This is a genomic window from Burkholderia lata, from assembly GCF_902499335.1.
Lineage (GTDB): Bacteria > Pseudomonadota > Gammaproteobacteria > Burkholderiales > Burkholderiaceae > Burkholderia > Burkholderia lata_B.
Genome location: NZ_CABVQK010000002.1, coordinates 506,983 through 530,395, shown reverse-complemented (window position 1 = coordinate 530,395; position 23,413 = coordinate 506,983). Strand labels below are relative to the sequence as shown.

At 70.1% G+C, this 23,413-nt stretch carries 24 protein-coding genes and 1 riboswitch; of the genes, 14 read left to right on the top strand and 10 right to left on the bottom strand.

What is annotated here, in order from left to right; all coding sequences use genetic code 11:
* Positions 1 to 50 precede the first annotated feature (50 nt).
* The 3 genes from BCO18175_RS06725 to BCO18175_RS06715 all read left to right on the top strand — a co-directional run bounded on the left by BCO18175_RS06725 (position 51) and on the right by BCO18175_RS06715 (position 1,613).
* Positions 51 to 503 carry a YaiI/YqxD family protein gene (locus tag BCO18175_RS06725; protein ID WP_122945342.1) on the top strand — a complete coding sequence of 151 codons (453 nt, stop codon included), beginning with the start codon at positions 51 to 53 and terminating at the stop codon, positions 501 to 503.
* A 179-nt stretch (positions 504 to 682) separates the two neighbouring features.
* Complete coding sequence (locus BCO18175_RS06720; RefSeq protein ID WP_174969117.1) at positions 683 to 1,255, top strand: DUF1993 domain-containing protein; 573 nt, start codon at positions 683 to 685, stop codon at positions 1,253 to 1,255.
* Between the two features lie 31 nt (positions 1,256 to 1,286).
* Positions 1,287 to 1,613 (top strand): low molecular weight protein tyrosine phosphatase family protein, encoded by a 327-nt coding sequence (locus BCO18175_RS06715; protein ID WP_174979980.1) that lies wholly within the window; start codon positions 1,287 to 1,289, stop codon positions 1,611 to 1,613.
* Between the two features lie 21 nt (positions 1,614 to 1,634).
* Here BCO18175_RS06715 and BCO18175_RS06710 read toward each other — a convergent pair whose 3' ends face one another.
* Positions 1,635 to 2,057, bottom strand: a complete 423-nt coding sequence (locus BCO18175_RS06710; protein ID WP_043182812.1) for an NUDIX hydrolase — start codon at positions 2,055 to 2,057, stop codon at positions 1,635 to 1,637.
* Between the two features lie 150 nt (positions 2,058 to 2,207).
* Complete coding sequence (locus BCO18175_RS06705) at positions 2,208 to 2,453, bottom strand: hypothetical protein (RefSeq protein ID WP_174969115.1); 246 nt, start codon at positions 2,451 to 2,453, stop codon at positions 2,208 to 2,210.
* Positions 2,454 to 2,730: 277 nt separating this feature from the next.
* Here BCO18175_RS06705 and BCO18175_RS06700 point away from each other — a divergent pair, with 277 nt between their 5' ends.
* The 4 genes from BCO18175_RS06700 (at position 2,731) to BCO18175_RS06685 (ending at position 7,425) form a co-directional block, all read left to right on the top strand.
* Positions 2,731 to 3,897 carry a CaiB/BaiF CoA transferase family protein gene (locus BCO18175_RS06700; RefSeq protein ID WP_174979979.1) on the top strand — a complete coding sequence of 389 codons (1,167 nt, stop codon included), beginning with the start codon at positions 2,731 to 2,733 and terminating at the stop codon, positions 3,895 to 3,897.
* 123 nt (positions 3,898 to 4,020) lie between these two features.
* Positions 4,021 to 5,322, top strand: a complete 1,302-nt coding sequence (locus BCO18175_RS06695) for a CitMHS family transporter (RefSeq protein WP_174979978.1) — start codon at positions 4,021 to 4,023, stop codon at positions 5,320 to 5,322.
* 132 nt (positions 5,323 to 5,454) lie between these two features.
* Positions 5,455 to 6,621, top strand: a complete 1,167-nt coding sequence (locus tag BCO18175_RS06690) for an acyl-CoA dehydrogenase family protein (protein WP_174969113.1) — start codon at positions 5,455 to 5,457, stop codon at positions 6,619 to 6,621.
* A gap of 60 nt (positions 6,622 to 6,681) precedes the next feature.
* Complete coding sequence (locus BCO18175_RS06685) at positions 6,682 to 7,425, top strand: IclR family transcriptional regulator (protein WP_174918871.1); 744 nt, start codon at positions 6,682 to 6,684, stop codon at positions 7,423 to 7,425.
* Positions 7,426 to 7,541: 116 nt separating this feature from the next.
* Here BCO18175_RS06685 and BCO18175_RS06680 read toward each other — a convergent pair whose 3' ends face one another.
* Both BCO18175_RS06680 and BCO18175_RS06675 read right to left on the bottom strand, forming a co-directional pair.
* The gene (locus tag BCO18175_RS06680) at positions 7,542 to 8,897 is read right to left on the bottom strand and encodes a chitinase (RefSeq protein WP_174979977.1); all 1,356 of its coding nucleotides are present in this window, start codon (positions 8,895 to 8,897) and stop codon (positions 7,542 to 7,544) included.
* A gap of 250 nt (positions 8,898 to 9,147) precedes the next feature.
* Positions 9,148 to 10,050 carry a LysR substrate-binding domain-containing protein gene (locus BCO18175_RS06675; protein WP_174979976.1) on the bottom strand — a complete coding sequence of 301 codons (903 nt, stop codon included), beginning with the start codon at positions 10,048 to 10,050 and terminating at the stop codon, positions 9,148 to 9,150.
* A gap of 94 nt (positions 10,051 to 10,144) precedes the next feature.
* Here BCO18175_RS06675 and BCO18175_RS06670 point away from each other — a divergent pair, with 94 nt between their 5' ends.
* Positions 10,145 to 11,353: an MFS transporter gene (locus tag BCO18175_RS06670; protein ID WP_254607980.1), complete on the top strand. Its 1,209-nt coding sequence runs from the start codon at positions 10,145 to 10,147 to the stop codon at positions 11,351 to 11,353.
* A gap of 6 nt (positions 11,354 to 11,359) precedes the next feature.
* On the opposite strand, the gene cobJ is transcribed toward BCO18175_RS06670, so the two are convergent.
* The 4 genes from cobJ to cobG are packed head-to-tail and all read right to left on the bottom strand — an operon-like array spanning position 11,360 to position 15,789.
* The gene (gene cobJ, locus BCO18175_RS06665) at positions 11,360 to 13,078 is read right to left on the bottom strand and encodes a precorrin-3B C(17)-methyltransferase (RefSeq protein ID WP_174979974.1); all 1,719 of its coding nucleotides are present in this window, start codon (positions 13,076 to 13,078) and stop codon (positions 11,360 to 11,362) included.
* Positions 13,075 to 13,809 (bottom strand): precorrin-2 C(20)-methyltransferase, encoded by a 735-nt coding sequence (locus BCO18175_RS06660; RefSeq protein WP_174979973.1) that lies wholly within the window; start codon positions 13,807 to 13,809, stop codon positions 13,075 to 13,077. The genes cobJ and BCO18175_RS06660 overlap by 4 nt, the downstream gene beginning before the upstream one ends.
* Entirely contained in the window at positions 13,806 to 14,432 is a 627-nt protein-coding gene (locus BCO18175_RS06655; protein ID WP_046545711.1) for a precorrin-8X methylmutase, read from the bottom strand. Before BCO18175_RS06655 ends, BCO18175_RS06660 begins: the two co-directional genes overlap by 4 nt.
* Positions 14,425 to 15,789, bottom strand: a complete 1,365-nt coding sequence (cobG, locus tag BCO18175_RS06650; protein ID WP_302480638.1) for a precorrin-3B synthase — start codon at positions 15,787 to 15,789, stop codon at positions 14,425 to 14,427. Before cobG ends, BCO18175_RS06655 begins: the two co-directional genes overlap by 8 nt.
* A 107-nt stretch (positions 15,790 to 15,896) precedes the next feature.
* A riboswitch (cobalamin riboswitch) is annotated at positions 15,897 to 16,088 on the bottom strand.
* Positions 16,089 to 16,385: 297 nt separating this feature from the next.
* Here cobG and BCO18175_RS06645 point away from each other — a divergent pair.
* The 5 genes from BCO18175_RS06645 to cobM all read left to right on the top strand — a co-directional run bounded on the left by BCO18175_RS06645 (position 16,386) and on the right by cobM (position 20,514).
* Positions 16,386 to 16,526 carry a hypothetical protein gene (locus BCO18175_RS06645; protein ID WP_174979971.1) on the top strand — a complete coding sequence of 47 codons (141 nt, stop codon included), beginning with the start codon at positions 16,386 to 16,388 and terminating at the stop codon, positions 16,524 to 16,526.
* A gap of 146 nt (positions 16,527 to 16,672) precedes the next feature.
* Positions 16,673 to 17,926 carry a precorrin-6y C5,15-methyltransferase (decarboxylating) subunit CbiE gene (gene cbiE, locus BCO18175_RS06640; RefSeq protein WP_174979970.1) on the top strand — a complete coding sequence of 418 codons (1,254 nt, stop codon included), beginning with the start codon at positions 16,673 to 16,675 and terminating at the stop codon, positions 17,924 to 17,926.
* Positions 17,926 to 19,014, top strand: coding sequence for a cobalt-precorrin-5B (C(1))-methyltransferase (locus tag BCO18175_RS06635; protein ID WP_174979969.1), 1,089 nt, complete (start codon positions 17,926 to 17,928; stop codon positions 19,012 to 19,014). Before cbiE ends, BCO18175_RS06635 begins: the two co-directional genes overlap by 1 nt.
* A complete protein-coding gene (locus tag BCO18175_RS06630) occupies positions 19,011 to 19,742 on the top strand; it encodes a cobalt-precorrin-6A reductase (protein WP_174979968.1) in 732 nt (243 codons plus the stop codon). The genes BCO18175_RS06635 and BCO18175_RS06630 overlap by 4 nt, the downstream gene beginning before the upstream one ends.
* A 43-nt stretch (positions 19,743 to 19,785) precedes the next feature.
* Positions 19,786 to 20,514 carry a precorrin-4 C(11)-methyltransferase gene (gene cobM, locus BCO18175_RS06625; protein WP_089494854.1) on the top strand — a complete coding sequence of 243 codons (729 nt, stop codon included), beginning with the start codon at positions 19,786 to 19,788 and terminating at the stop codon, positions 20,512 to 20,514.
* On the opposite strand, the gene BCO18175_RS06620 is transcribed toward cobM, so the two are convergent.
* The gene (locus BCO18175_RS06620; RefSeq protein WP_174979967.1) at positions 20,515 to 21,426 is read right to left on the bottom strand and encodes a DMT family transporter; all 912 of its coding nucleotides are present in this window, start codon (positions 21,424 to 21,426) and stop codon (positions 20,515 to 20,517) included. It abuts the gene before it with no gap.
* 111 nt (positions 21,427 to 21,537) lie between these two features.
* Between BCO18175_RS06620 and BCO18175_RS06615 the strand changes: the two genes are divergently transcribed.
* Positions 21,538 to 22,104 carry a MarR family winged helix-turn-helix transcriptional regulator gene (locus BCO18175_RS06615; protein WP_174979966.1) on the top strand — a complete coding sequence of 189 codons (567 nt, stop codon included), beginning with the start codon at positions 21,538 to 21,540 and terminating at the stop codon, positions 22,102 to 22,104.
* Between the two features lie 96 nt (positions 22,105 to 22,200).
* Here the strand turns inward: BCO18175_RS06615 and BCO18175_RS06610 are convergent, their stop codons facing one another.
* The gene (locus BCO18175_RS06610; RefSeq protein ID WP_174979965.1) at positions 22,201 to 23,379 is read right to left on the bottom strand and encodes an MFS transporter; all 1,179 of its coding nucleotides are present in this window, start codon (positions 23,377 to 23,379) and stop codon (positions 22,201 to 22,203) included.
* Positions 23,380 to 23,413: the final 34 nt, after the last annotated feature.

The following is a 23,413-nucleotide window of genomic DNA, read 5'->3' as shown; positions in this document are numbered from 1 at the left end:
CGGTGCGCTATGATCGCCGCTTCTGCTTCAACCCATTGGAACAACCCGCCATGCAAGTACTGGTCGATGCCGACGCGTGTCCCGCCGTCATCAAGGACATGCTGTTTCGCGCCGCGCGTCGTGCCGAAATCTGCGTGACGCTGGTCGCGAACCAGTTTCTGCGCACGCCGCCGTCGCCGTTCATCAAGGCCGTGCAGGTACCGGCCGGCTTCGACGTGGCCGATGCGCGCATCGTCGAGCTGGTGGAAGCGGGCGACCTCGTGATCACCGCCGACATCCCGCTGGCCGCCGCCGTGCTCGACAAGGGCGCGCATGCGCTCGACCCGCGCGGCAACTGGTTCAGCCGCGAGAACATCGAGGAGCGCCTGTCGACGCGCGCGATGATGGATCAGCTGCGCAGCGCGGGCATCGACACGGGCGGGCCGGCGCCGTTCAGCGCGCGCGACGGCAAGACATTCGCATCGCAGCTCGACCGGTTCCTGGCTCGGCACGGCAAGCCTTGAGGTAGCGTCGAGGCGACCGCGTGCCGTGATCGTCCTGCGAGCGGCGACACGCGCACGCGCCATGCGCCATGCGCCACATCACCGAATCCGCATTAAATCGCGCTCATCGCCCATGCCGGGGGTGCAGGTTCGTGCCGACGCTGCTATCGTGGCGCAAACCACAACACAGGAGCGCACGCGTGTCACCGACTCAACTTCTCGTTCCGACCTTCACCCAGATGCTGCGCGCGCAGTCCGCGTGGCTCGACAAGGCTGTCGCACATCGGCAGGCCGCGGGCGACGCGCCCGATGCGGCGATGTCGCTGAAGCTGGCGCCCGACATGTATCCGCTCGCGGCACAGGTGCGCTTCTCGTGCTTCCAGGCGATGGAGCCCGTCCACCGGCTGCGCGGCGAACCGTTGCCGGCTGCGCTGCTGTCATTGCGCGAGGCAGGATGGAATGCGGATGCGCAGCCCGGCTCGCTCGCCGACGCGCAGGCGATCATCGCCGGCACGCTCGCGTTTCTCGGCGAGCTGGCGCCGGATGCGCTCGATGGCGGTGCCGCGCTGCCGATCGCGCTCGAAATGCCGAACGGGATCGCGTTCGACATGACGGGCGAACAGTACGCGCGCGACTGGGCGCTGCCGCAGTTCTACTTCCACGCGATCGCCGCTTACGCGATCCTGCGCCACCATGGCGTCGAACTCGGCAAGGCCGACTATGTGCCGCACATGCTCGCGTACGTTCGCCCGGGCACGATTCCGCAAGGGTGAGCAGGCAGGCACCCGGCCACCGCGAAGCGACATGACGCGGGCACTCTTCCTCTGCAGCCGCAACCGGCTGCGCAGCCCGACGGCCGAAGCGGTGTTCGCCGCATGGCCGGGCGTCGAAACCGACTCGGCGGGCCTCGCGCCCGATGCGGACACGCGCGTGTCCGCCGAGCAGCTCGACTGGGCCGACGTCGTGTTCGTGATGGAGCGTGCGCACAAGGCGAGGCTGGCGGCGCAATTCGGGGCGCATCTGCGGCACAAGAAGATCGTGTGCCTCGACATTCCGGACCGTTACACGACCATGCAGCCCGAACTCGTCACGCTGCTCGAACGCAAGGCCGGCCCGTTCCTGCGCGCGTGACCGGCGCGGGCGCTATCGACGTCAGCGCAGCCGGCCGTTCGCGATCGCCGAAAAACAGTCGAGACGCAGCAGCTCGATGATCTTGCGCGTCGGCACGCTTGCACGAAGCGTGTCGAGCCGGTCGACGGTGAACCACTTGCAGCGGGCGATCTCGTTGCTCGCGCGCGGCGTCAGGTGCGCCGGCACGTCGGCCACGAACACGTGATGGAGCTTCGTCAGCCCGCCGAACTGCACCGCGTAGTCGAGTGCGAGCCCCTCCAGCCGCGTTTCCTCGGCGAGCTCCCGCAGTGCAGCATCGAGCGGTGTCTCGCCACGCCGGATCGTGCCGCCCGGCAGCGACCAGCGTGACGCGGTGCGGGCGACCAGCAGCACGCTGCTGCGCTGACGGCACACGATCGTGGCGCGTTCCTTGATGACGGCGAGAGTGTCCGGCCCGGTACTCATGTTCGGCAAAACAGGTGCTGAATCGTGGAGAAAATGCGCGTCGGCGGCGCGTTACCCGGCAGCGTGCCGCGACGGTGTACAGGCAGCCGCTGCGATCTTACCGGCCGTTCGTGACAGTTCCGTGCACGGCGTCGCGAGACGAACGCCGGGTCACGCGTGCGTGTAGATCCCGCTGCGCGTCGGTTTCGCGTGGCGCGGCTGGCGGCGCTTGTGAACCGCGCGTCGATGGTGGGGCGACGGCGGCGCCGCGTGCCGGTGCGCGGGCGCCGGCCGTGCGGTCGGCGCTGCGCCCGGCATCCCGGTCTGTCCTTCGCCGAAGTGAAACGTCTGGGTTTGCGCGTGTCCGACGCCCAGCGTCGACGCCAGCACGAAGGCCGCCAGCAGTATCCGTTTCATGAATAATCCGTCCGATTTTTTTGAGATGAAGATTGCCCGCCAGCTTAGCGAAAGGCTGGATGCCACCGCAACCGGCCCGTGTTCGGTGTCGCCCCCACTTGTGCGCCACGGCCACTTCCGCATGGCATTCAGGGTGTCGCCGGGGTTGACAACATAATTCCTGAGTGTGAATATAAATTCACATACAAGAATTATTCGCCGAATCCGGAAGGTCGCGCCGCAGGCGCCGGGCCGCCGGAACCGGCAGTCCGATCAACCGGAACCAGGAGCGGGACGCATGGCGGAACACGAGCAGCAGGGCGCGCTGGCGGGATTGCGCATCATCGATCTGTCGCGGGTGCTGGGCGGCCCGTATGCAACGCAGATCCTGGCCGACCACGGCGCGGAGGTGATCAAGGTCGAACCGCCGTCCGGCGACGAGACGCGTACGTGGGGCCCGCCGTTCGACGGCGATACCGCGTCGTACTTCCTCGGCGTGAACCGCAACAAGCTCGGCATCGCGCTCGACCTGACGCAACCGGCCGACCGCGAGCGGTTGCTCGGCCTGCTCGAACACGCGGACGCCATCGTCGAGAATTTCAAGATCGGCACGATGGAGCGCTGGGGGCTCGGTTTCGACGCGCTGCATGCGCGGTTTCCGCGCCTCGTCCATTGCCGCGTGTCGGGCTTCGGCGCGGACGGTCCGCTCGGCGGGCTGCCCGGCTACGACGCGGCCGTGCAGGCGCTCGCGGGGCTGATGAGCGTCAATGGCGAAGCCGGCGGTACACCGCTGCGGGTCGGCGTGCCGATCGTCGATCTCGTCACCGGGCTGAACGCGGCGCTCGGCGTGCTGATGGCGCTGCGCGAGCGCGACGCGAGCGGCCGCGGCCAGTTCGTCGAATCGACGCTGTTCGACTGCGCGCTGTCGATCCTGCATCCGCATACGCCGAACTTCTTCCATTCGGGCAACGCGCCCGTGCGCACCGGCAACGCGCATCCGAACATCACGCCGTACGACAGCTTTCCGACGGCGAGCGTCGACATCTTTCTCGCGGTCGGCAACAACGGGCAGTTCGCGGCGCTGTGCGACGTGCTCGGCACGCGCGACTGGCTCGACGATCCGCGCTTTGCGGACAACCGCGCGCGCAGCGCGAACCGCGCCGCGTTGCGCACGCTGCTCGAAACGGCGCTGGCCGGACACGACGGCGCGGCACTCGCCGAGCAGCTGATGCGCCGCGGCGTGCCGTGTGCGCCGGTGCTCGGGCTCGATGCGGCGCTCGACCATCCGCATGTCGCGCACCGGCAGATGAAGGTCGAGCTGGGCCGGCATCGCGGCATCGCGTCGCCGATCAAGCTCGGCCGCACGCCGGCCACGTACCGGCGGCCGCCGCCCGCGCTGAACGAACACGCGGCGCAGGTGTTCGCCGACGCCAACAACGGCGGCCACGACACGCACCGGAACTGACCGGCATCACGGCCGCCGGCCGTGCCGCGCGCCCGACGGCGCCGCACGGCCACGTGTGCCGCACGACCCTTCGAACACCCGCCGGGCCCCGCACGGGCGCACCGGCTGAAGAGGAGACGCATCATGCTTGCATGGATCGGCGCGATCGCCATCGTCGCGCTGTTCGGCCTGATCATCACGAAGCGACTGTCGCCGCTCGTCGCACTGATCGTCGTGCCGGTGGCCGCATCGCTTGCGGCCGGTTTCGGGCTCGCGACCGGCAAGTTCATCGTGCACGGCGTACAGAACATCGGCCCGATCGCCGGGATGTTCGTTTTTGCGATTCTTTTTTTCGGAATCCTCACCGATGCCGGGATGCTCGACCCGATCATCGCGGGCGTGCTGCGCGTGATCGGCTGCCATCCGCCGCGCATCGTGATGGGCTCGGCGCTGCTCGCGCTGCTGATCCATCTCGACGGCTCGGGTGCCGTCACGTTTCTCGTCACGCTGCCCGCGATGATGCCGCTCTATACGCGGCTCGGGATGGATCGCCGCATCCTCGCGTGCGTCGCGTCGATGGCCGCCGGCGTCAATTTCCTGCCGTGGGTCGGGCCGATGCTGCGTGCGTCTGCGGCGCTGCACATTCCCGGCTCCGCGATCTTCATGCCGATGATTCCGGTGCAGATCGTCGGTCTCGTGTTCGTGTTCGGCACCGCATACGTGCTCGGCGTGCGCGAGGCGAAGCGGCTCGGGCTCGATCGTGCCGGTGCGGCGGCGCTCGCGATTGCGCCGCGTGCGCTGACCGACGCCGAACGCGCGTTGCGCCGGCCGGAGCGGTTCCGGATCAATCTCGCGCTGACGCTCGTCGTGCTCGTCACGCTCGTGTCGGGCATCGTTGACCCGATGGTGATGTTCATGCTCGGCACGGTCGCCGCGCTCGTGATCAATTACCCGGACGTGCAGGCCCAGCGCGAGCGGATCGACGCGCATGCCAAGGCCGCGCTGATGATGGCGAGCGTGCTGCTCGCGGCCGGCGCGTTCACCGGCATCATGTCCGGCACCGGGATGCTGAAGGCGATGGCGGACGTGGTGGTCGCGCACGTGCCGGTCGAGCATGCACGCCACATGCCGTTCGTGCTCGGGCTGCTGTCGATGCCGCTCAGCCTGCTGTTCGACCCCGATTCGTTCTACTTCGGCGTGCTGCCGGTGCTCGCGGAAAGCGCGAAGCTGCTGGGCGTGCCGCCGATCCAGATGGCGCAGGCCGCGCTGCTCGGCCAGATGACGACGGGCTTCCCGGTGAGCCCGCTCACGCCCGCAACGTTCCTGATCGTCGGCCTGACCGGCGTCGAGCTCGCCGAGCATCAGAAATTCACGATTCCGTTCCTGTTCGCCGCCACCGTGCTGATGGTGTTCGCCGCGGTGATCGTGGGCGTGTTTCCGTTGTGAGCGCCCGAGCCTGGCCGCTTCGTGTCGACGCACCCGGCAAAGGGACGTCCTTCGGAGCGGAAACGTTGGCGCCGCCTGGCTTTTTCTTGAGAGCGGCGCGACCGCTCACCTTTTTTTCCGGGAGTGCATTCCATGCAGTTCGACCTGACCGATGACCAGCGCGCGATCGAAAGCGCGATCGAGAAAATCTGCGCGCGCTTCGGCGACGATTACTGGCTCGAACGCGATCGCGCGGGCGGGTTTCCGGCCGATTTCCACGCGGCGCTCGCGGAGGCCGGCTGGCTCGGCATCGCGATGGATCCGGCCCATGGCGGTGCCGGGCTCGGGATGACCGAGGCCGCGCTGATGATGCGCACCATCAGCGCATCGGGCGCCGGCCTGTCCGGCGCGTCGGCCGTCCACATGAACATCTTCGGGCTGAACCCGGTGCAGGTGTTCGGCAACGACGCGCAGAAGGCGCGCTTCCTGCCGCCGCTGATCGCCGGGCGCGACAAGGCGTGCTTCGCGGTGACCGAACCCGATGCGGGCCTCGACACCACGCACCTGACCACGCAGGCACGCCGCGACGGCGACCACTACGTGCTGAGCGGGCGCAAGATCTGGATCTCGACCGCGCAGGTCGCGAACAAGATGCTGATCATCGCGCGCACGACGCCGCTCGACCAGGTCGCGAAGCCGACCGACGGGCTGAGCCTGTTCTATACCGATCTCGACCGCTCGTGCGTCGAGGTGCGCGAGATCGAGAAGATGGGCCGCAAGGCGGTCGATTCGAACATGCTGTTCATCGACAACCTGCGCGTGCCGGAAGGCGACCTGATCGGCAACGAAGGCGACGGCTTCCGCTACCTGCTGCACGGGCTGAATCCCGAACGGATCCTGATCGCTGCGGAGGCGATCGGGCTCGGGCAGGCCGCGCTGCGCCGCGCGACGCAGTATGCGTGCGAGCGCGTCGTGTTCGGCCGGCCGATCGGGCAGAACCAGTCGATCCAGCATCCGCTCGCGCAGGCGTGGATGCAACTCGAGGCCGCGTGGCTGATGGTGATGAAGGCCGCGACGCGCTACGACGCGGGGCAGCCGTGCGGCGCGGAGGCGAACGCCGCGAAATACCTCGGCGCGGAAGCCGCGTTCCAGGCCTGCCAGACGGCGGTCGCGACGCACGGCGGGATGGGCTATGCGAAGGAATACCATGTCGAGCGCTACCTGCGCGAGTGTATGATTCCGAGGCTCGCGCCCGTGAGTCCGCAACTGATCCTGTGCTACATCGCGGAGAAGGTGCTCGGGCTGCCGAAGTCGTACTGACCGTATCGACCCGGCGGCCGGCCCGGTGCGCGATTTCCCGTTCCGATTCAAGCACTCGTCATGGACGTCAAACTCGTTGCCCGCACGCTCGACCTGTTCGAGCTGTTCGCCGCCGAACGGCGGCCGCTGCCGCTCACCGAACTCGCGCGCCTGCTCAATGTGCCGGCGTCGAGCTGCCTCGCGATGGCGCGCACGCTCGTGAGCCGCGGCTACCTGTACGAAGTGCGCAAGCGCGGCGGCTACTACCCGACGCGCCGCCTGCAGACGATCGCCGCCGCGATCGACGCGACCGATCCGGTCGTCGACATCGTCCATCCGCATCTCGTCGCGCTGCGCGACGCGAGCCGCGAGACGGCCGTGCTCGGCAAGATCCAGGGCGTGTCCGTCACGTACCTCGACGTCGTCGAATCCGAGCAGGCGATCCGCTATACGCGTGCGCCGGGCGAGCTGCGCCCGCTGCATGCAAACTCGATCGGCAAGGCGATTTTCGCGGAACTGGCGGGCGACGCGCAGCAGGCGCTCGGCGCGCAATTGCCGTTCGAGCGCTTCACCGACGCGACGGTGGCGGATCTCCCTGCGCTCGTCGCGCAAACCGCCCGGTTTCGCGAACTCGGCTGGGCCGAGAACTTCGGCGAGAGCGCGCCCGAGCTGTCGGCCATTGCGGTCGCGCTGACGCTCGACGGCGACTGGTACGGGCTGTCGGTGGTCGGGCCGACCGAGCGGATCCGCCAGCATCGCGATACGCATGCGGCGCTGCTCGTCGACGCGAAGGCCAGGCTGCTGGCCGAGCACGCGCGCGGCTGACGGCGGGCGGGCAGGGTGCGCCGACCAGCGGGCCGTCCGCCGGCGATCCGGCATCGATCGCCGTGAACGGCCCCTGATGCGCAGGCCCGGGGCCTAGCGACGGCCGCTACGCCGCATCACGATTTCACCCACACACCGCCCGCACTCGGGTTGTCGCCCTGCGTCCACCATTTCGCGCAGTATTTCGCGCCCTGGTACATCACGCAGGTGCCGCCCGAATACGCGGTGGTTGCCGACCACGTGGCCGTGCCGCCGCCGACCGGCTTCCACACGGCGGCCTGGCCGGGCACGTCGCCCTGCGTCCACCATTGCGCCTGATACGTCGTGCCCTGGTAGGTGACCGTCGCGCCGGCCGTATAGACCTGGCCGGCCGCCCAGGGCGCGCCCGGCTGCGGCGTGCCGCCGTCCGAGCCGCCGCCGTAGTTCGGATCCTGCGTGACGCCCGCGCCCCACTTGCCGTCGAGCTGCTTGAAGATCGTCGCGAATGCGTACGGCTGCTGCGTGACGCCCGAGCAGGTCGGCGATGCAGACGTGCCGCCTGACGCGCACGCCTGATCGCGACCGACCGACCAGTTGCCGAAGAAGCCGTAGCCGTTGCTGACCGCCGCGTTCAGCACGCTCTGCGCATTCGCAAGCGTGAAGGTTTCGCCCTGCACGTCGTTCACGCCGATCATCGGCGTGACGCCGACCATCTGCCAGAGCTGGGCATTGGTCTTCGGCTGGCCGGCCGACTTGAAGGCCGTATCGAGTTGCGAGTAGAGCGCCTGCGCGGCACTGATCGCGGCCGCGCCCATGTCGATGTTCGCGGGGCCGTAGTCCATCGCCATCACGTTCACTGCGTCGAACACGGTCTTGTTCGAGATCGCCGCGTTGACGACGTTCAGGCCGTCCTGCGTAAGCCCGGTCGGCATCGTCGGCAATGTCAGCGTGACGTGCAGCGGCTTGCCTTTCGCCGCATAGCTCGCCTGCAGCTGCGTGACCGCCTGGAAGTTGCGTGCGACCGCGGCCGTGTCCAGCTGCGACACGCCCTCGATGTCGAAGTCGAGGTGCGTGAGGCCGTACGTGTCGATCACGGTCTGGTATGCGCTCGCCAGCGCGGGGACCGTCGAGCATGCCTGCATCAGCGGCGTGCCGTTCGCGCCGCCGAACGACACGGCCACTTCGCCGCCTTTCGCGCGATAGCTCGCGATCGACGTCGACAGCGCGGTCAGCAGGCCGCCGCTCGCGCCGTTGCCGATCGGCTGCACGCCGCCCCACGACGGCACACAACCGTTGCCCGCGACCACGAACGCGAGCGTGAACTGCTGGATGCCTTGCCGGACGCCGATCTGGTCGACGAGCGGCGTCGGATAGAGCGTCACGTCGACATAGGGCGCATAGACGCCGGCGCCCTGGGACACGCTCGCCACTGCAAGAAGGCAACCCGCGGCGAATGCGCGCGGGATGAAACGCGGCAACACATTGTTGTTCATTGTGTTCTCCAAGTGGAAGAGGGATACGCTGGCCCGCGTATCGCCGCCGGTCGGGCGACCGGGCATGCCCGGCCGGCGGCGTGCCCATCTTGGAGGATTCGCGTCGAATAGTGAATAGTCAGGAGTTCTTTTTGTTATTTGATTCCCGATACGTAACGATCTTGCCGATTCCACACAGTTCCGGAATGCGTGACGCGGGCGATTTTCCCGATCGATCGCGCGAGGTCCGACGCACTTCACTCGCCATGCATCAGGCCGATGCCGGCTGCGCAAGCGAGCGTGCCAGTGCGACGAAGCGCTCGACGCACGCCGACGCGAACGGCTCGTTCCACGACACGATCTGTTCGACCGCGCGGGTGCCGGCGAGCGGCACGTAGACGACGCCCGGACGCTGCAGCGTGGCCGTGAAGCCCGGCACGATCGCGATGCCGCGCTCGGCGGCCACCAGCGACACGAGCGTCGTGATCTGTGCCGCGGTCGCGCCGATCCGCGGCGCGAATCCGGCTTGCGCGCACAGGTCGTCCAGGGCCGCGGTCAATGCCGAGCCGTAACCGGGCGGAAAGGTGACGAAGGTTGCGTCCGCAAGCTCCGCGATGTCGACACTCGCACGGCCCGCGAGCGGATCGGCGGCCGGCACGGCCGCGACGAGCGGTTCGCGCGACACGACGAGCGACGCAACCGGCACGCCGGGCGCACCGTCCCATGCCCAGCCGAAACCGATGTCCATCGTGCCGTCCGCAATCTGCTGGCGCTGGCTGGCGGTCGCCGCCTCGCGAAACGCGAGCTCGACGTCGGGCATCGTGCGGCTCGCGTGGCGGATGACGTCCGGGAACGTGTCGGACATCGGGATCGAACTCGCATAGCCGATCACGATCCGCCCGGCGATGCCTTGCGCGATCTTGCGCGCGCTCGCCTCGGCTTCGGCGGCTGCGCTGACGACGTTGCGCGCATGGTCGAGGAACGCGGCGCCTTCCGGCGTCAGCCGCACCGCGCGCGTCGAACGCTCGAACAGCCGCACGCCGAGCTCGCTTTCCAGCGCGGCGATATGGCGTGTCAGCGGTGGCTGCGCGACCCGCAGGCGCAACGCCGCGCGGCCGAAGTGCAGTTCGTCGGCAACGACCACGAAATAGCGGAGGCGGCGCAGGTCGAGCATTGTTGTCGTTCCGGTATCAATGGCGGTGAAAACGGTATTGGCGTGCACGCGGCGCACTCGTCAGACTGTCGGCATCGACGACCAGGCAGCTCCGATGAACGACAGGACCACGCGCATCGCGTTCTTTCTCTGCGGCTTCGCCGCGTTTCTCAATCTGTATTCGACGCAGGGGATCCTGCACGAACTCGCGGCCACCTTCGGCGTCAGCGCGGAGCGCGCGGGGCAGGGCGTGAGCGCCACCACGACGGCCGTCGCCATTATCGCGCCGTTCGTCGGCGTGCTGGCCGCGCGCGTCGAGCGGCGCGTCGCGATCTCGCTCGCGGCGATGGCCGTCGCGCTGCCGGTCGTGTGGTCTGCGCATGCGGGCAGCTTTGCGTCGTTTCTCGGCGCGCGCTTTGCCGCCGGCCTGGTCATGCCGTTCGTCTTCGCACTGTCGATCGCCTATATCGCCGAGCGTTTCGATCGCGGCACGTCGGCGGAGATCAGCGCGCTGTTCGTCGCCGGCACGACGCTCGGCGGGTTCGCCGGCCGCTTCGCGACCAACCTGATGACGTCGATGTGGGGCTGGCGGCATGCGCTCGACGTCGTCGCGGCGCTGTGTCTCGTCACGGGCGTTGCGATCTACGCGAGCCTGCCGGCGTCCGGCGCGATCGCGCGTCGCGTCGAACACGATGCGGATAGCGGTGCGGGGCCGTCCTGGCGCATCGTCACGCGCGGCCCGCTGCTCGCATCGTTCGCGATCGGCGCGTGCGTGCTCGCGTCGCAGGTCGCGACGTTCACGTTCGTCGGCTTGCGCCTGGCCCGCGCGCCGTTCGGCTTCGGCACGGTCGGGATCGGCGCGATCTATGCGGTGTTTCTGGTGGCGGTGGTCGTGACCCCGCTGGCAGGGCGCCTCGCGCGGCATCGCGGCCCGCGCGCGCCAGGGCTTGCCGCGGCCGCGCTCGCGATCGGCGGGGCGCTGCTGACGCTGTCCGACAGCGTGCCGGTGATCCTGGCCGGCCTCGCGCTCAGCTCGACCGCCGTGTTCGTCGAACAGGCGTCGGCCAACACGTTCATCTCGCAGGCGGCGTCGAGCGCGCGCTCGACGGCGATCGGCATCTACCTGTCCTGCTATTACTTCGGCGGCAGCCTCGGCTCGATCCTGCCGGTGCCCGGCTGGCATCGGTGGGGATGGGCCGGCTGCGTCGCGTTCGTGGTCGCGGCGCAGGCCATCGTCGGCGTGCTCGTGTACCGGTTCTGGCACGCCGGCGGCGCAGCCGGCACCGCGCACGCCGACGCGCGCAGCGTCACGCCGGTGCGATAACCGGATTCAGCGATACCAGCGCGGCGTATAGACCCACTCGCGGGCGTTGCCGATCGCGAAACGGCGCGTCGTCGACGAGCCGACGATCACCATCGTGCGCATGTCGACCTGGTCGCTGCGCAGCGCGCCGAGCGTCGTCGTCGCGAGCGTTGCGCCCGGCCGGCCGATGTCGCGGCCGAGCACGACCACCGTATCGGCCGTGCGGTGCGCGCGCACGACATCGAGCGCACGATCGAGCTGCCACGGCCGCGCACGCGAAATCGGGTTGTAGAACGCCATCACGAGATCGGCCTGCGCCGCATGCCGCAGGCGCGTCTCGATCACGTCCCACGGCTTCAGGTTGTCGGACAGCGAGATCGCGCAGAAATCATGGCCAAGCGGCGCACCGGCCTGCGCGGCCGTCGCGAGCGACGCCGAGATGCCGGGCTCCACCCGCAGGTCGACCGCGGCCCAGTGCGGGTCGCGCGCTTCGTCGAGCGCTTCGAGCACGGCCGCGGCCATCGCGAATACGCCCGGGTCGCCCGACGACACGACCGCGACGCGCCGGCCCTCGGCCGCGAGCTCGAACGCATGGCGCGCGCGCTGCATCTCTTCGCGATTGTCGGTGCCGTGCACGCGCTGGTCGCCGCGGAACGGGCCGGCCATGTTCACGTAGGTCGTGTAGCCGAGGATGTCGGTCGCGTTCGCGAGCGCGGCGCGTGCGGCCGGCGTGAGCCACTCGGCGCCGCCCGGGCCGAGGCCGAGCACCGTCAGGCGGCCGCGCGCACGGCCGAGCGTGGCAGGATCGACCGGATGCGACGCAACCGCGCATGCGATGCCGTTCGTCGTGGCACGCAGCGTGTGTGCGACGCGCAATGCGCGGCCAAGCAGTGCGGCGGCCGCATCGGTGGGTGCGTCGCCGTCACTGTCGGCATCGACGAAGCGCAACGGCACGTCGAGCGTTTGCGCCGCTTCTTCCAGCACGCCATCACCGATTGCCGATGCGGGCGCGACGATGGCCGCGAGCGCCAGCCGCGCGAGACCTTGCGCATCGAGAGCGGCGTCGATGCGCGCAGCGAGCGCTTCATCGCCGTGGATAGCCTGCGCATCGACGCCGACCACCACGCTGCGCGGATGAATCACGAGTTCGTCGCGTGTGCCGCGCCATGCATCGGGTGTCACGCGGATCGCATGCGCGGCCGCATCGTCGCGCGGCAGCGCGACATCGTCGAGCCACGGCGCCGCGCCGTCGATGCGAGTCGACGTGCCCGCGAGCAGATCGGACACGAAGCGCTTGCCCTGCGCGAGATCGGCGAGCGCATAGCCTTCCGGCGGATTGAGCACGCACGCGCCGAAACGCAGTTCGCCGCTCGTCGTGATCGCCGGTGCAACACCAACGCATGCGGCGATTTCGCGCGCCATCACGTTGACACCCGTCAGCCCGCCGAGCAGCGGCACGACGGCCGAACCGTCTTCCGCCACCGCGAGCACGGGCGGCTCGACGCCCTTGTCGGCGAGTGCGGGGGCGATGCAGCGGATCACGATGCCGGCCGCGCACAGCGCGACGATCGGCAGCCCGCGTGCATAGAGTTCACGCAGGTGCGCACCGAGATCGTCGTACGGCACGTCGGCCGCGACGCGCGCTGCGAGGCCATGCACGAGCGCACCCGGATAGCGCGCCTGGATGCGCCGCGCGGTATCGAGCGCACCCGCGCCGAGAATCACGATCGCGGGCGGGGTCGTCATCCTTGCCATTTTTCCCCCGGCACGACGAGCAGCGAGAAATACGGCGACGCCATCGGATCGACTTCGTCGAGCGGCACGATGCGCTGGCTCGCCATCGTCGCGCGCTCGACATACAGCGCGCGTTTCGCGAGCCCCAGTTCGTCGAGCACGCGCCGAACCTTGTCGAAGTTGCGGCCGAGCTTCATCACGACGGCCGCGTCGGCCCGCGCGAGCCGCTCGCGCAGTTCATGCTCGGGGAGCACGCCCGACAGCACGGACAGGCTCTGGTTGCGATAGACGAGCGGCTGGCCGAGCACGGCCGTGCCGCCGAGCATCGCGCATACGCCGGGGATCACCTCGGTGTCATAGCGCGGCGCGAGGCGGTCATGCAGGTACATGTACGAGCCGTAGAAGAACGGATCGCCTTCGCAGATCACCGCGACGTCGCGCCCTGCGTCGAGATGCGCGGCAACGATCTCGGCGGCCGTATCGTAGAAGTCGGCGATCACCGTCTCGTAGCACAGCGGCGGCGGCAGCGCCTCGGTCGTCACCGGATAGACGAGCGGCAGTTGCGTCTGCCCGTCCCGCAGGTGCGCTTCGACGATGCCGTACGCATTGCCTTTCTTGCCCTTCGCGACGAAATACGCGACCACGGGCGCGGCCTGCAGCACGCGCAGCGCCTTGATCGTCATCAGTTCAGGATCGCCGGGGCCAACGCCGACCCCGAACAAGCGTCCGCGCGCGGTCGTCATTCGACCTCCGTCGCGAGCGCATTGACCGCCGCCGCCGCCATCGCGCTGCCGCCGCGCCGGCCGAGCAGCGCGACGTACGGCACGCCGCGGCTGTCGGCATCGAGCAGTGCCTTCGATTCGGCCGCGCCGATGAAGCCGACCGGGAAACCGAGGATCAGCGCGGGGCGCGGCGCGCCGGCGTCGATCATGTCGAGCAGGTGGAACAGCGCGGTCGGCGCATTGCCGATCACGACGACGCTGCCCGCGAGATGCGGACGCCACAGTTCGAGCGCGGCGGCCGAACGCGTGTTGCCGAGATGTCGCGCGAGATCGGGCACCTCGGGCTCGCCGAGCGTGCAGATCACGCGGTTGTCGGCCGGCAGCCGCGCACGCGTGATGCCTTCGGCGACCATCCTCGCGTCGCACAGGATCGGCGCGCCGGCCGCAAGGGCCGTGCGGCCCGCCGTGCCGGCGCCGGCCGAAAAGCGCAGGTCGTAGACGACGTCGACCATCCCGCACGCATGGATCACGCGCACCGCGAGTTTCTCGAGGTCGGGCGGAACCTGCGACAGGTCGGCCTCGGCGCGGATCGTCGCGAACGACTGGCGGTAGATTTCCTGCCCGTCGCGAATGTAGTCAAGCATCGGTGGTGTCCTGGCTGTGCCGCGTACCCGTCAAACGGGCCGCGGCCTGGTCAATCGTCAGATGGCGCGCGAGCGGGGCGCCGAGGCCCGCAGCGGCGTCGCGCCGGTAAAGGTCGTAGTGCGCGGGCGCAACCGCGACGAGCGTGTACGTCGCGGGATGCGGCAGCGCACAGTGGCGTTCGCAGCCCGTCAGGTGCACGTCGACCGCTTGGCCGATGCGCGCGGCGAGTGCGAGCGCATCGTGTTTCGTGTCGGCGTGCGCCTTCGCGCAGCCCGCGCTGCCGGTGCATGCAACGAGCGTCGCCAGCGGGTCGGACGACACGCAGACGAGGCCGAGCGACGCGAGCGCATCGAGCGTGGCCGGCGCGCGTTCGCGCGATACGCGATGCAGGAACACGCCTTGCCATGGCGTCATCGACAGCGTGCCGTCCCCGTCGGTTTCGGCCAGCGCGGCGAGCTGTTCCAGTTGTGATGCATCGAGCCGGCCGAGCACGAATTGCGCGCCGACGTTGCAGCGCGCCGCATCGAGCGACGGACGCACGCCGAAACGCAGCGCCGGGTCGGTGTGCGTGCGGCGCCAGCCGGCGAGTTCAGGATCGGCCGCGAGCGGGAAGGGCAAATAATGCTGCGCGCGTTCGAGCAACGCGCGTTCGCCGCATGTTGCGAGCAGCGCGCGCATGCGCGTGACGTCCGCCGGCGCGAGATCGAGGAACGCAAGCAGCAGCGCGCGGACCAGCGCGACGCCTTGATCGGGCGCTACGTCGACCGAAGCGGGCGAGGCGTCGAGCGCGACCGGCGGGCAGCCGGCCAGTCCGGCCGCGACGCGCACCGCACCGTCGCCGCGATGCCAGGCGGCCAGCCAGATGTCGTGCGGATGATCGAGCGCCGCAACCGATTCGCCGCCATCGAGCTGGATCGAGAATTTCGGCGACAGCTCGCCGCGGCGTGGCTCGCGCGCCAGCATGGCGAAGAGCGGCGCGGCGAGCGCGCGACTGTCGACGAGCGCGGCAGGATCATGGCCGGCGAGCGGGCTGAGCATCACGTTGCGGACGTCGTCGCTCGCGGCGAGCGCAGCCGCGTCGGCCGCTGCATTCGAGGTGGCATCGACGGACGGACCGAGACCCGCTTCGAGCAGCGCGCGCGTCAGCGCGTCGGCCGCGCCGTCGCGAATGCCGCGTAGCTGGAGATTCGCGCGATTGGTCGCGTCGATCGCGCCGGAGCCGAATGCACGCGCGGCGGCGGCGATCGCACGCGCCTGGCGCGCATCGAGCCGGCCGCCCGGCAGCTTGATCCGGCACAGCCCGCCGTCGGCGGCCGCGACCACGCGCACGAGCCCCGGGCAGGCCGACGGGCGCACGATGGGCGACGCAGGAATGGAAACGGGGGCGGAACTCAACGGGGTACCGGGACAGTGTCGCGCCGCGGCCAACGCATCGGTACACCCCGCCCGACGCCGACTGGCACGCACGCACTTTCTGGCCGGCAGGTCTCCTGGCTGACAGGTCGGCGCCGGCTCCCGGCCTTCCCGGTGGAACCAGTGGCATGAGGGGGGAGATCGGCTCGCTGTCTACAGTTGCGGGGGCAGCCACAGCGGCGCGTGGCGCGCCCTGTGTTCCCTCTTCGGCCCCGAAGGGCACCGGCGAACGAACGGCCGTAGGATACCCGATTTTCGCGACGATCCGGCATCGGCGATGCGTCGCGCAACCGCGCCGCAGCACGGCCGCAGCTGGTTTTGCGCTGTCTCGCAAATGGTACGATTGGCGGCTCGACACCCGATCGGCGACCGCCGGCACCCGCCATGAAACCCGGCAGGACGGAGCTGTTCGGCATGGGCGTCGCACTGGGCTGCTGGCGGTCACCGCATGGGTTCTGCTCGCGTGCATACTGATCCCGCTTGCGCCGTCGGCCGAGTGGCCGAAGAATGTCGGGCTCGCCGGCCTCGGCGTGCCGATCGTGGCGGGCGGAACGTTCCTGTACCGGAAAGGCGGGGCGCGGCCGCTCAGGTGGCGGCTGCCCGGCTGGCTGCTGATCGCGTCGATCGGCGGCATGGCTCCGGGCGTGCTGACCTTGGTCGGTGGCGCGCCGCGCGGCTGACAGCGCCGCCGTATCGCCCCGGCGGGCGGCGGCGTACAGGGCAAGGAAACGGCTCGGGATCGGGGTCGACAACGGATCAACGCGCGGTGGCCCGGCCGCCGCGCATCGCAACAAACGGTAGGGAATCGAACGATGGGGAAGGGTGCATGACGGCGTGGCTGACGGTAGTGGGCATCGGCGACGACGGATACGCGGGGCTCGGACGCAGCGCGCGCCGCGCGCTGCTCGACGCGACGCTCGTCGTCGGCGCGAAGCGGCATCTCGACATGCTGCCCGCGCGGCTGCCGGCCGCGCGCGAAACGTGGCCGTCGCCGTTCGATCTCGCGGGCGTGCTCGCGCGCCGCGCGTCACCCGTCTGCGTGCTCGCCAGCGGCGACCCGATGCTGTTCGGCGTCGGCGCCACGCTCGCGCGCCAGCTTTCCCCCGACGAATGGCGCGTGCTGCCCGCGCCGTCGTCGCTGTCGCTCGCGGCCGCGCGCCTCGGCTGGGCGCTACAGGATGTCGGCGCGGTTTCGCTCGTCGGCCGTCCGCTTGCGACGCTCACGCGTCACCTGCTGCCCGGCCGCCGCCTGTTCGTGCTGAGCGCCGACGGCCGCACGCCGGCCGCCGTCGCGGCCGAACTCGTCGCACGCGGCTTCGGGCCGACGCGCATCAGCGTGTTCGAACATCTGGGCGGCCCGCTCGAGCGGCGTATCGATGGCCTGGCGCAGGACTGGCGCATCGACGAAACGGCCGCGCTCAATCTGGTCGCGCTCGACTGCCAGGCCGGCCCCGACGCGCCGCGCCGCGCGCTCACGCCCGGCCTGCCGGACGATGCGTACCGTCACGACGGCCAGCTCACCAAGCGCGACCTGCGCGCGATGACGCTCGGGCGCCTCGCGCCCGTGCCCGGCGAGCTGCTGTGGGACGTCGGCGCCGGCAGCGGCTCGATCGGTATCGAATGGATGCGCGCGCATCCGTCATGCCAGGCGATCGCGATCGAAGCGCATGCGGAGCGACAGCGCTTCATCGAGCACAACCGCGACACGCTCGGCGTGCCGGGCCTGCAGCTCGTTGCCGGCCGCGCGCCCGATGCGCTCGCGGGGCTCGCCGCGCCCGACGCGATCTTCATCGGCGGCGGAGCGACCGCACCTGGCGTGCTCGACGCGTGCTGGGCGGCGCTGAAGCCCGGCGGCCGGCTGGTCGCGAACGCGGTCACGCTGCAGGGCGAAATGGCGCTCGCCGCGTGGCGCGATGCGCATGGCGGCACGCTCACGCGCGTGTCGCTCGCGCACGCCGAACCGCTCGGCCGCTTCGATACGTGGCGGCAGCCGTTGCCGGTCACGCTGTACGACGTGCGCAAGCCCGACGCGGCCGACACGATCGCATCGTCGGCCACGACCAACACAACGGACGCGTGATGCGCGACGAGACCCCCGAACAGCCCGCGCCGCTACGTTTCGGCTACACGACCGGCAGTTGCGCGACCGCGACGTCGCTCGCCGCCGCGCGGCTGCTGCTCGCGGGCCATGCGGACGACGCGGTCGAGATCGTGCTGCCGAAGGGGCAGCGCGTGATGATGCGGCTCGAGTTCTGCCGCACCACGGCCGACGGTGCGGAAGCCGGCACGATCAAGGATGCCGGCGACGATCCGGACGTGACGCACGGCGCGCTGATCTTCGCGCGCGTCGCGCTCGCGGCGGCGCCCGGCGTGCGTTTTCATGCGGGGCCGGGCGTCGGCACGGTCACGCGCGCGGGGCTGACGCTGCCGGTCGGCGAACCGGCGATCAACCCGGTGCCGCGCCAGATGATGACGACGCACCTGGAAGCGCTGGCGGCCGAGCAGGGTTATGCGGGCGGCTTCGACGTGACGATCGGCGTCGAAGGCGGTGAAGCGCTCGCGCTGAAGACGATGAACCCGCGTCTCGGCATCGTCGGCGGGCTGTCGATCCTCGGTACGACCGGCATCGTGCGGCCGTTCTCGTGCTCGGCCTATATCGCGTCGATCCACCAGGGCATCGACGTTGCGCGGGCGAACGGCATCGCGCATATCGCCGCGTGCACGGGCAACGCAAGCGAGGATGCGATGCGCGCGCACTACGGCCTGCCGGACATGGCGCTGATCGAGATGGGCGATTTCGCGGGCGCGGTGCTCAAGCACCTGCGGCGCGCGCCGGTCGCGCGGCTGTCGATGTGCGGCGGCTTCGGCAAGCTCAGCAAGCTCGCGGCCGGCCATCTCGACCTGCACAGCCGCCATTCGAGCATCGACCTGCCGCTGCTTGCGCAGTGGGCGGCCGAGGCCGGCGCAAGCGATGCGCTGCAGGCCGCGATGCGTGCCGCGAACACGAGCCAGGAAGCACTGAAGCTCGCGCACGCCGACGGTGTGCCACTCGGCGATCTGGTCTGCGCCCACGCGCTGCGCGTCGCGCGCGACATCGTGCCGCCGTCGGTCGCCGTCGAGATGTTCGCGATCGACCGGCAGGGCCGCTTCGTCGGGCAGGCGCGATGAGCACGCGCATCCTGCTGCTCGGCGGCACCGGCGACGCATTGAAAATCGCGCGCGCGCTTGGGCCGCATCACGTCTACAGCCTGGCCGGCCTCGGCAAGATACCCGACGACCTGCGCTGCGACGTGCGCGTCGGCGGCTTCGGCGGCGCTGCCGGGCTGGCCGCGTATCTGCGCAGCGCCGGTATCGGCCTCGTGATCGATGCGACGCATCCGTATGCCGCGCAGATCAGCGCGAATGCCGCAGCCGCGGCGCGTGAAGCGGGCGTACCGCTGTGGGCGCTGCGCCGCGCGCCGTGGGCGCCGCAACCCGGCGACGACTGGCGCATGGTCGACGACTGGGCCGGCATCGAGGCCGCGCTCGCGCCGTTCAAGCGGCCGCTGTTCACGCTCGGCCGCGAACCGCTCGCGCATCTCGACGCGATCCCGCCGCACCAGTTCTGGCTCGTGCGGTGCCTCGACGCGCATCCCGGCAACGCGCATGCGCAGATCGTCGCCGCGCGCGGGCCGTTCACGCTCGACGGCGAGCGCGCGCTGTTCGCGCTGATGGGCATCGACGTCGTCGTCAGCAAGAACAGCGGTGGCGCGGCCACCGAAGCCAAGCTCGACGTCGCGCGCGAACGCAGGCTGCCGGTCGTGATGCTGCGCCGGCCGCCGCTGCCCGACGCCGACCGCGCGTTCGATTCGGCTGCGGCGCTCATCGACGCGCTCGATCCGGCCACGCGCGCATGACGCCGTGCGGCCGGACATCCCATGAATTGACGGAGATTTTTCGATGACGGTGTATTTCATCGGCGCGGGCCCTGGCGACCCGGAGCTGATCACGGTGAAGGGCCAGCGCCTCGTGCGCACGTGCCCGGTGATCCTGTATGCGGGTTCGCTGGTGCCGGCCGCCGTGCTCGACGGCCATCGCGCGGAGCAGGTCGTCAATACGGCCGAACTCGACCTAGACGCAATCGTCGCGCTGCTCGCCGGCGCGCACGCGAAAGGGCAGGACGTCGCGCGCGTGCATTCGGGCGACCCGTCGCTGTACGGCGCGATCGGCGAGCAGATCCGCCGGTTGAAAGCGCTCGGGATTCCGTACGAAATCGTGCCCGGCGTGACGGCCACGGCCGCGTGCGCGGCGACGCTCGGCGTCGAGCTGACGCTGCCCGGCGTCGCACAGACGGTGATCCTCACGCGCTTCGCGGGCAAGACGACGATGCCCGAAGGCGAAGCGCTCGGCTCGCTCGCCGCGCACCGCGCGACGCTCGCGATCCATCTCGGCGTGCGCCATCTCGCCCGCATCGTCGACGAAGTGCTGCCGCATTACGGCGCCGATTGCCCGGTCGCGGTGATCTATCGCGCGAGCTGGCCGGACGAAGAGCGCGTGACCGGCACGCTCGCCGACATCGTCGGCAAGGTGCAGGGCACGCAGATCGAGCGCACCGCGCTGATCCTGATCGGGCGCGTGCTCGACGCCGAAGGGTTCGCGGATTCGACGCTGTACGCGAGCGCGGGTTGATCACGCGCGGGCCGGCCCCGGTTCGGTGCGGCGCTCGCGCAGATGCGTGTAAAGTGCCGCGCCGATCGTGATTGCGCCACCGACGAAGTAGATCGGCGACGCCGATTCGCCGAGGATCAGGATCGACGCCGTGATGCCGACGACCGGGATCAGGTTGAGCACGACCACGCTCCAGTACGATGCGTTGTCGCGTGCACCGCGAAAATAGAACAGGAACGCGAACGTGAACTGCAGCACGCCGATCGCCAGCGCGGGCCACACGGCCGGCCACGCCGGCAACCGGTACGGCCCGCCGCTGCCCGTGTCGACGCCGAGCAACACGAGCGCCAGGAGCAGCGAACCGGCCTGCTGGATCAGCAGCATCGCGGTCGCGGACGGAAGCGTCACGGCCTGCGTCGACAACGACACATACAGCGCGGCCACCATCACGCCGGCGAACACGAACGCATCGCCGCGCAGCGACGCGTGCCCGTCCGCCGATGGGTCGCCGAGCGTGATGACGACGACACCCAGCAACGCGACGACGCCCGCAATCAGCAGCCGCTTGTCGACCCTGAACCGGAACAGCGCGATGTTGAACGCGAGGATGCCGAGCGGTTCGAGCGCGAAGATCACCGCCGTGTGCAGCGCGGACGTGGATTGCATGCCGACGAACCCGAGGTAGTACGCGCCGCACGGTTCGAGCATGCCGATCAGCGCGACCACGGCGACCTGCGCCGGGGCGATGCCTTTCAGCGTCACGCGTTGCACGGCGGCAAGGCAGGCGAGTACCGCGACGCTGGCAGCGATCTGCAGCACGATGAGCCACGCGGGCGACAGGGCCGGCAGCACCATCTTGCTGAACGGGATGGCGACGCCCCAGCACAGCGTCGCCATGATCAGGCATCCGGTCTTGCGCGCGTTGTCGTTCATGCGTGGACTCCACTCGGCCTGTCGACCCGTAGAATGCCGGCGTGCGACTGTCCGGATCGAGCGGGCCGCGCCGCGGCTGACATCGGTGAATCGATGGGTTAAATTATATGCGTGACGCACACATATGCTAGGAGCGCCTACGTGAAAAAGCAACGCCTGAACAATTTGCTGGGCGCGCTCGCGCTCGGGCTGAACGACCGGGTAGAGGACACGATCGCCCGTGACACGGGGCTGCACGGATCGAGCGTGGATGCGTTGGTGCTGCTGTCGCAATCGCATGCGCTGACGATCGACGCGCTGGCGCGGCAATTGATGCTCGTGCATTCGTCGGCCGTGCGGCTCGCCGAACGAATGGCGCAGGAAGGACTCGTCGCGCGCGAACCCGGCGACGACAAGCGCACCGTCGTGCTGACGCTGACCGAGGCCGGGCACGATGCGGTGCAGCAGGTGCTTGCCGCGCGCGGCGCGGCGATCGCGGACCTTACGCGCACGTTGACGCCCGAGCAGTGCGCGCAACTCATGCCGATCTGCGAGCAACTGGTTGGCGCGCTGGCCGACGACATGCAGAACGCGATCCGCGTTTGCCGGCAGTGCGACGAAGACGCGTGCGATTTGCGGCGCTGCCCGTCCGAACGCGCCTATCGGCGGTTCGTGGCGGAACGGGAAACGGGCGGCTGACGCCGGCGCGATCTGACCGGCACGCCGGGCGCGGCCGGTCAGATCGCGAACCCCGCCGTATCCGATCGCGGCGGGGCAACATGCGCGGGACACGCGCTACGCGCGCGCGGCGTGCAGCGCCCGCTTCGGCGCAAATCCTGCCGCCAGCGCGAACAGCGCGACACACAGGCAGGCCATCGCAACCCACGCGGGCGACAGGTCCGCGAGATGCTGGCGCACGATGCCGGCCGCGAACGGGAACAACCCGGCGATCAGGTAGCCGATGCCCTGCACGAACCCCGTCAGCGATGCGGCATCGGCCGGCGTCGCCGCATGGTCGACCGTGACGATCAGCGACAGCGGAAACAGTGCGCCGATCCCCGCGCCCATCAGCAACGCGGCCGGCAGTGCGAGCGCTTCAGGCGCGGCCAGCATCACCAGCAACCCGACGAACAGCGACGCGATCGCCGCATGCAGCGCCGGCCGGCGATCGGGCAGGCGGTCGATCGTCGCCGAGATCGTCAGCCCCGCGACGACTTCCGCGAGCGTCACGCCGCCGAGCAGGCTGCCGGCTGCCGTCGGCGACCAGCCGAGCCGCATGTAGTACGGCGGCAGCCACGCGAGCACGAGCGTGTACGCGCCGGTCGCGATGCCGAAGAACAGCGCAAGCCGCCACGCGCGCGGCGAGCGCGACGGCTGCGCATTCGATGCCGACGTCGGCCCGGCGGCGAGCGCGTTGCCCCCGCGGCTGGCCAGCGGCCACGCCAGCGCGGCCACCGCGGCCGGCAGCGCCCAGCCCGCGAGCGCGGCGAGCCAGCCCCAGCGGGCCGCGGCGAACGGCGCGACGACGCTCGCGAGCACGGCGCCACCCATGATCGACGTCGAGTAGACGCCCATCGCGCCGCCGATCCGCGTCGCGAAATGCGCCTTCACGAAGCCGGGCAGCAGCGCCTGCACCATCGCGATCCCGACGCCCGCACAGCAGGCGCTCGCGAGCAACAGCCACGCGTGTTGCGCGCCGACGCGCGACACGCAGGCCAGCCCGATCAGCGCGACGCCGAGCCAGACGCCGCCCGCGATGCCGGTCAGGCGCTGCAGGCGCCGCGCACTCAGCGCGCCGAGCCCCATCAGCAGGATCGGGATCGTCGTCAGCAGGCTGGCCGCGCCGTCGCCGATGCCGGTCGCGCGCTGGATCATGTCGAGCAGCGGGCCGACCGCGGCGAGCGCCGGCCGCAGGTTCAGCCCGACAAGCACGATGGCGGCGAGCCGCCATCCGGGGGAAGTGAAGCGATTCATTGCAAGGCCCTCGATGTCGGTGCGCGGCCCCCCC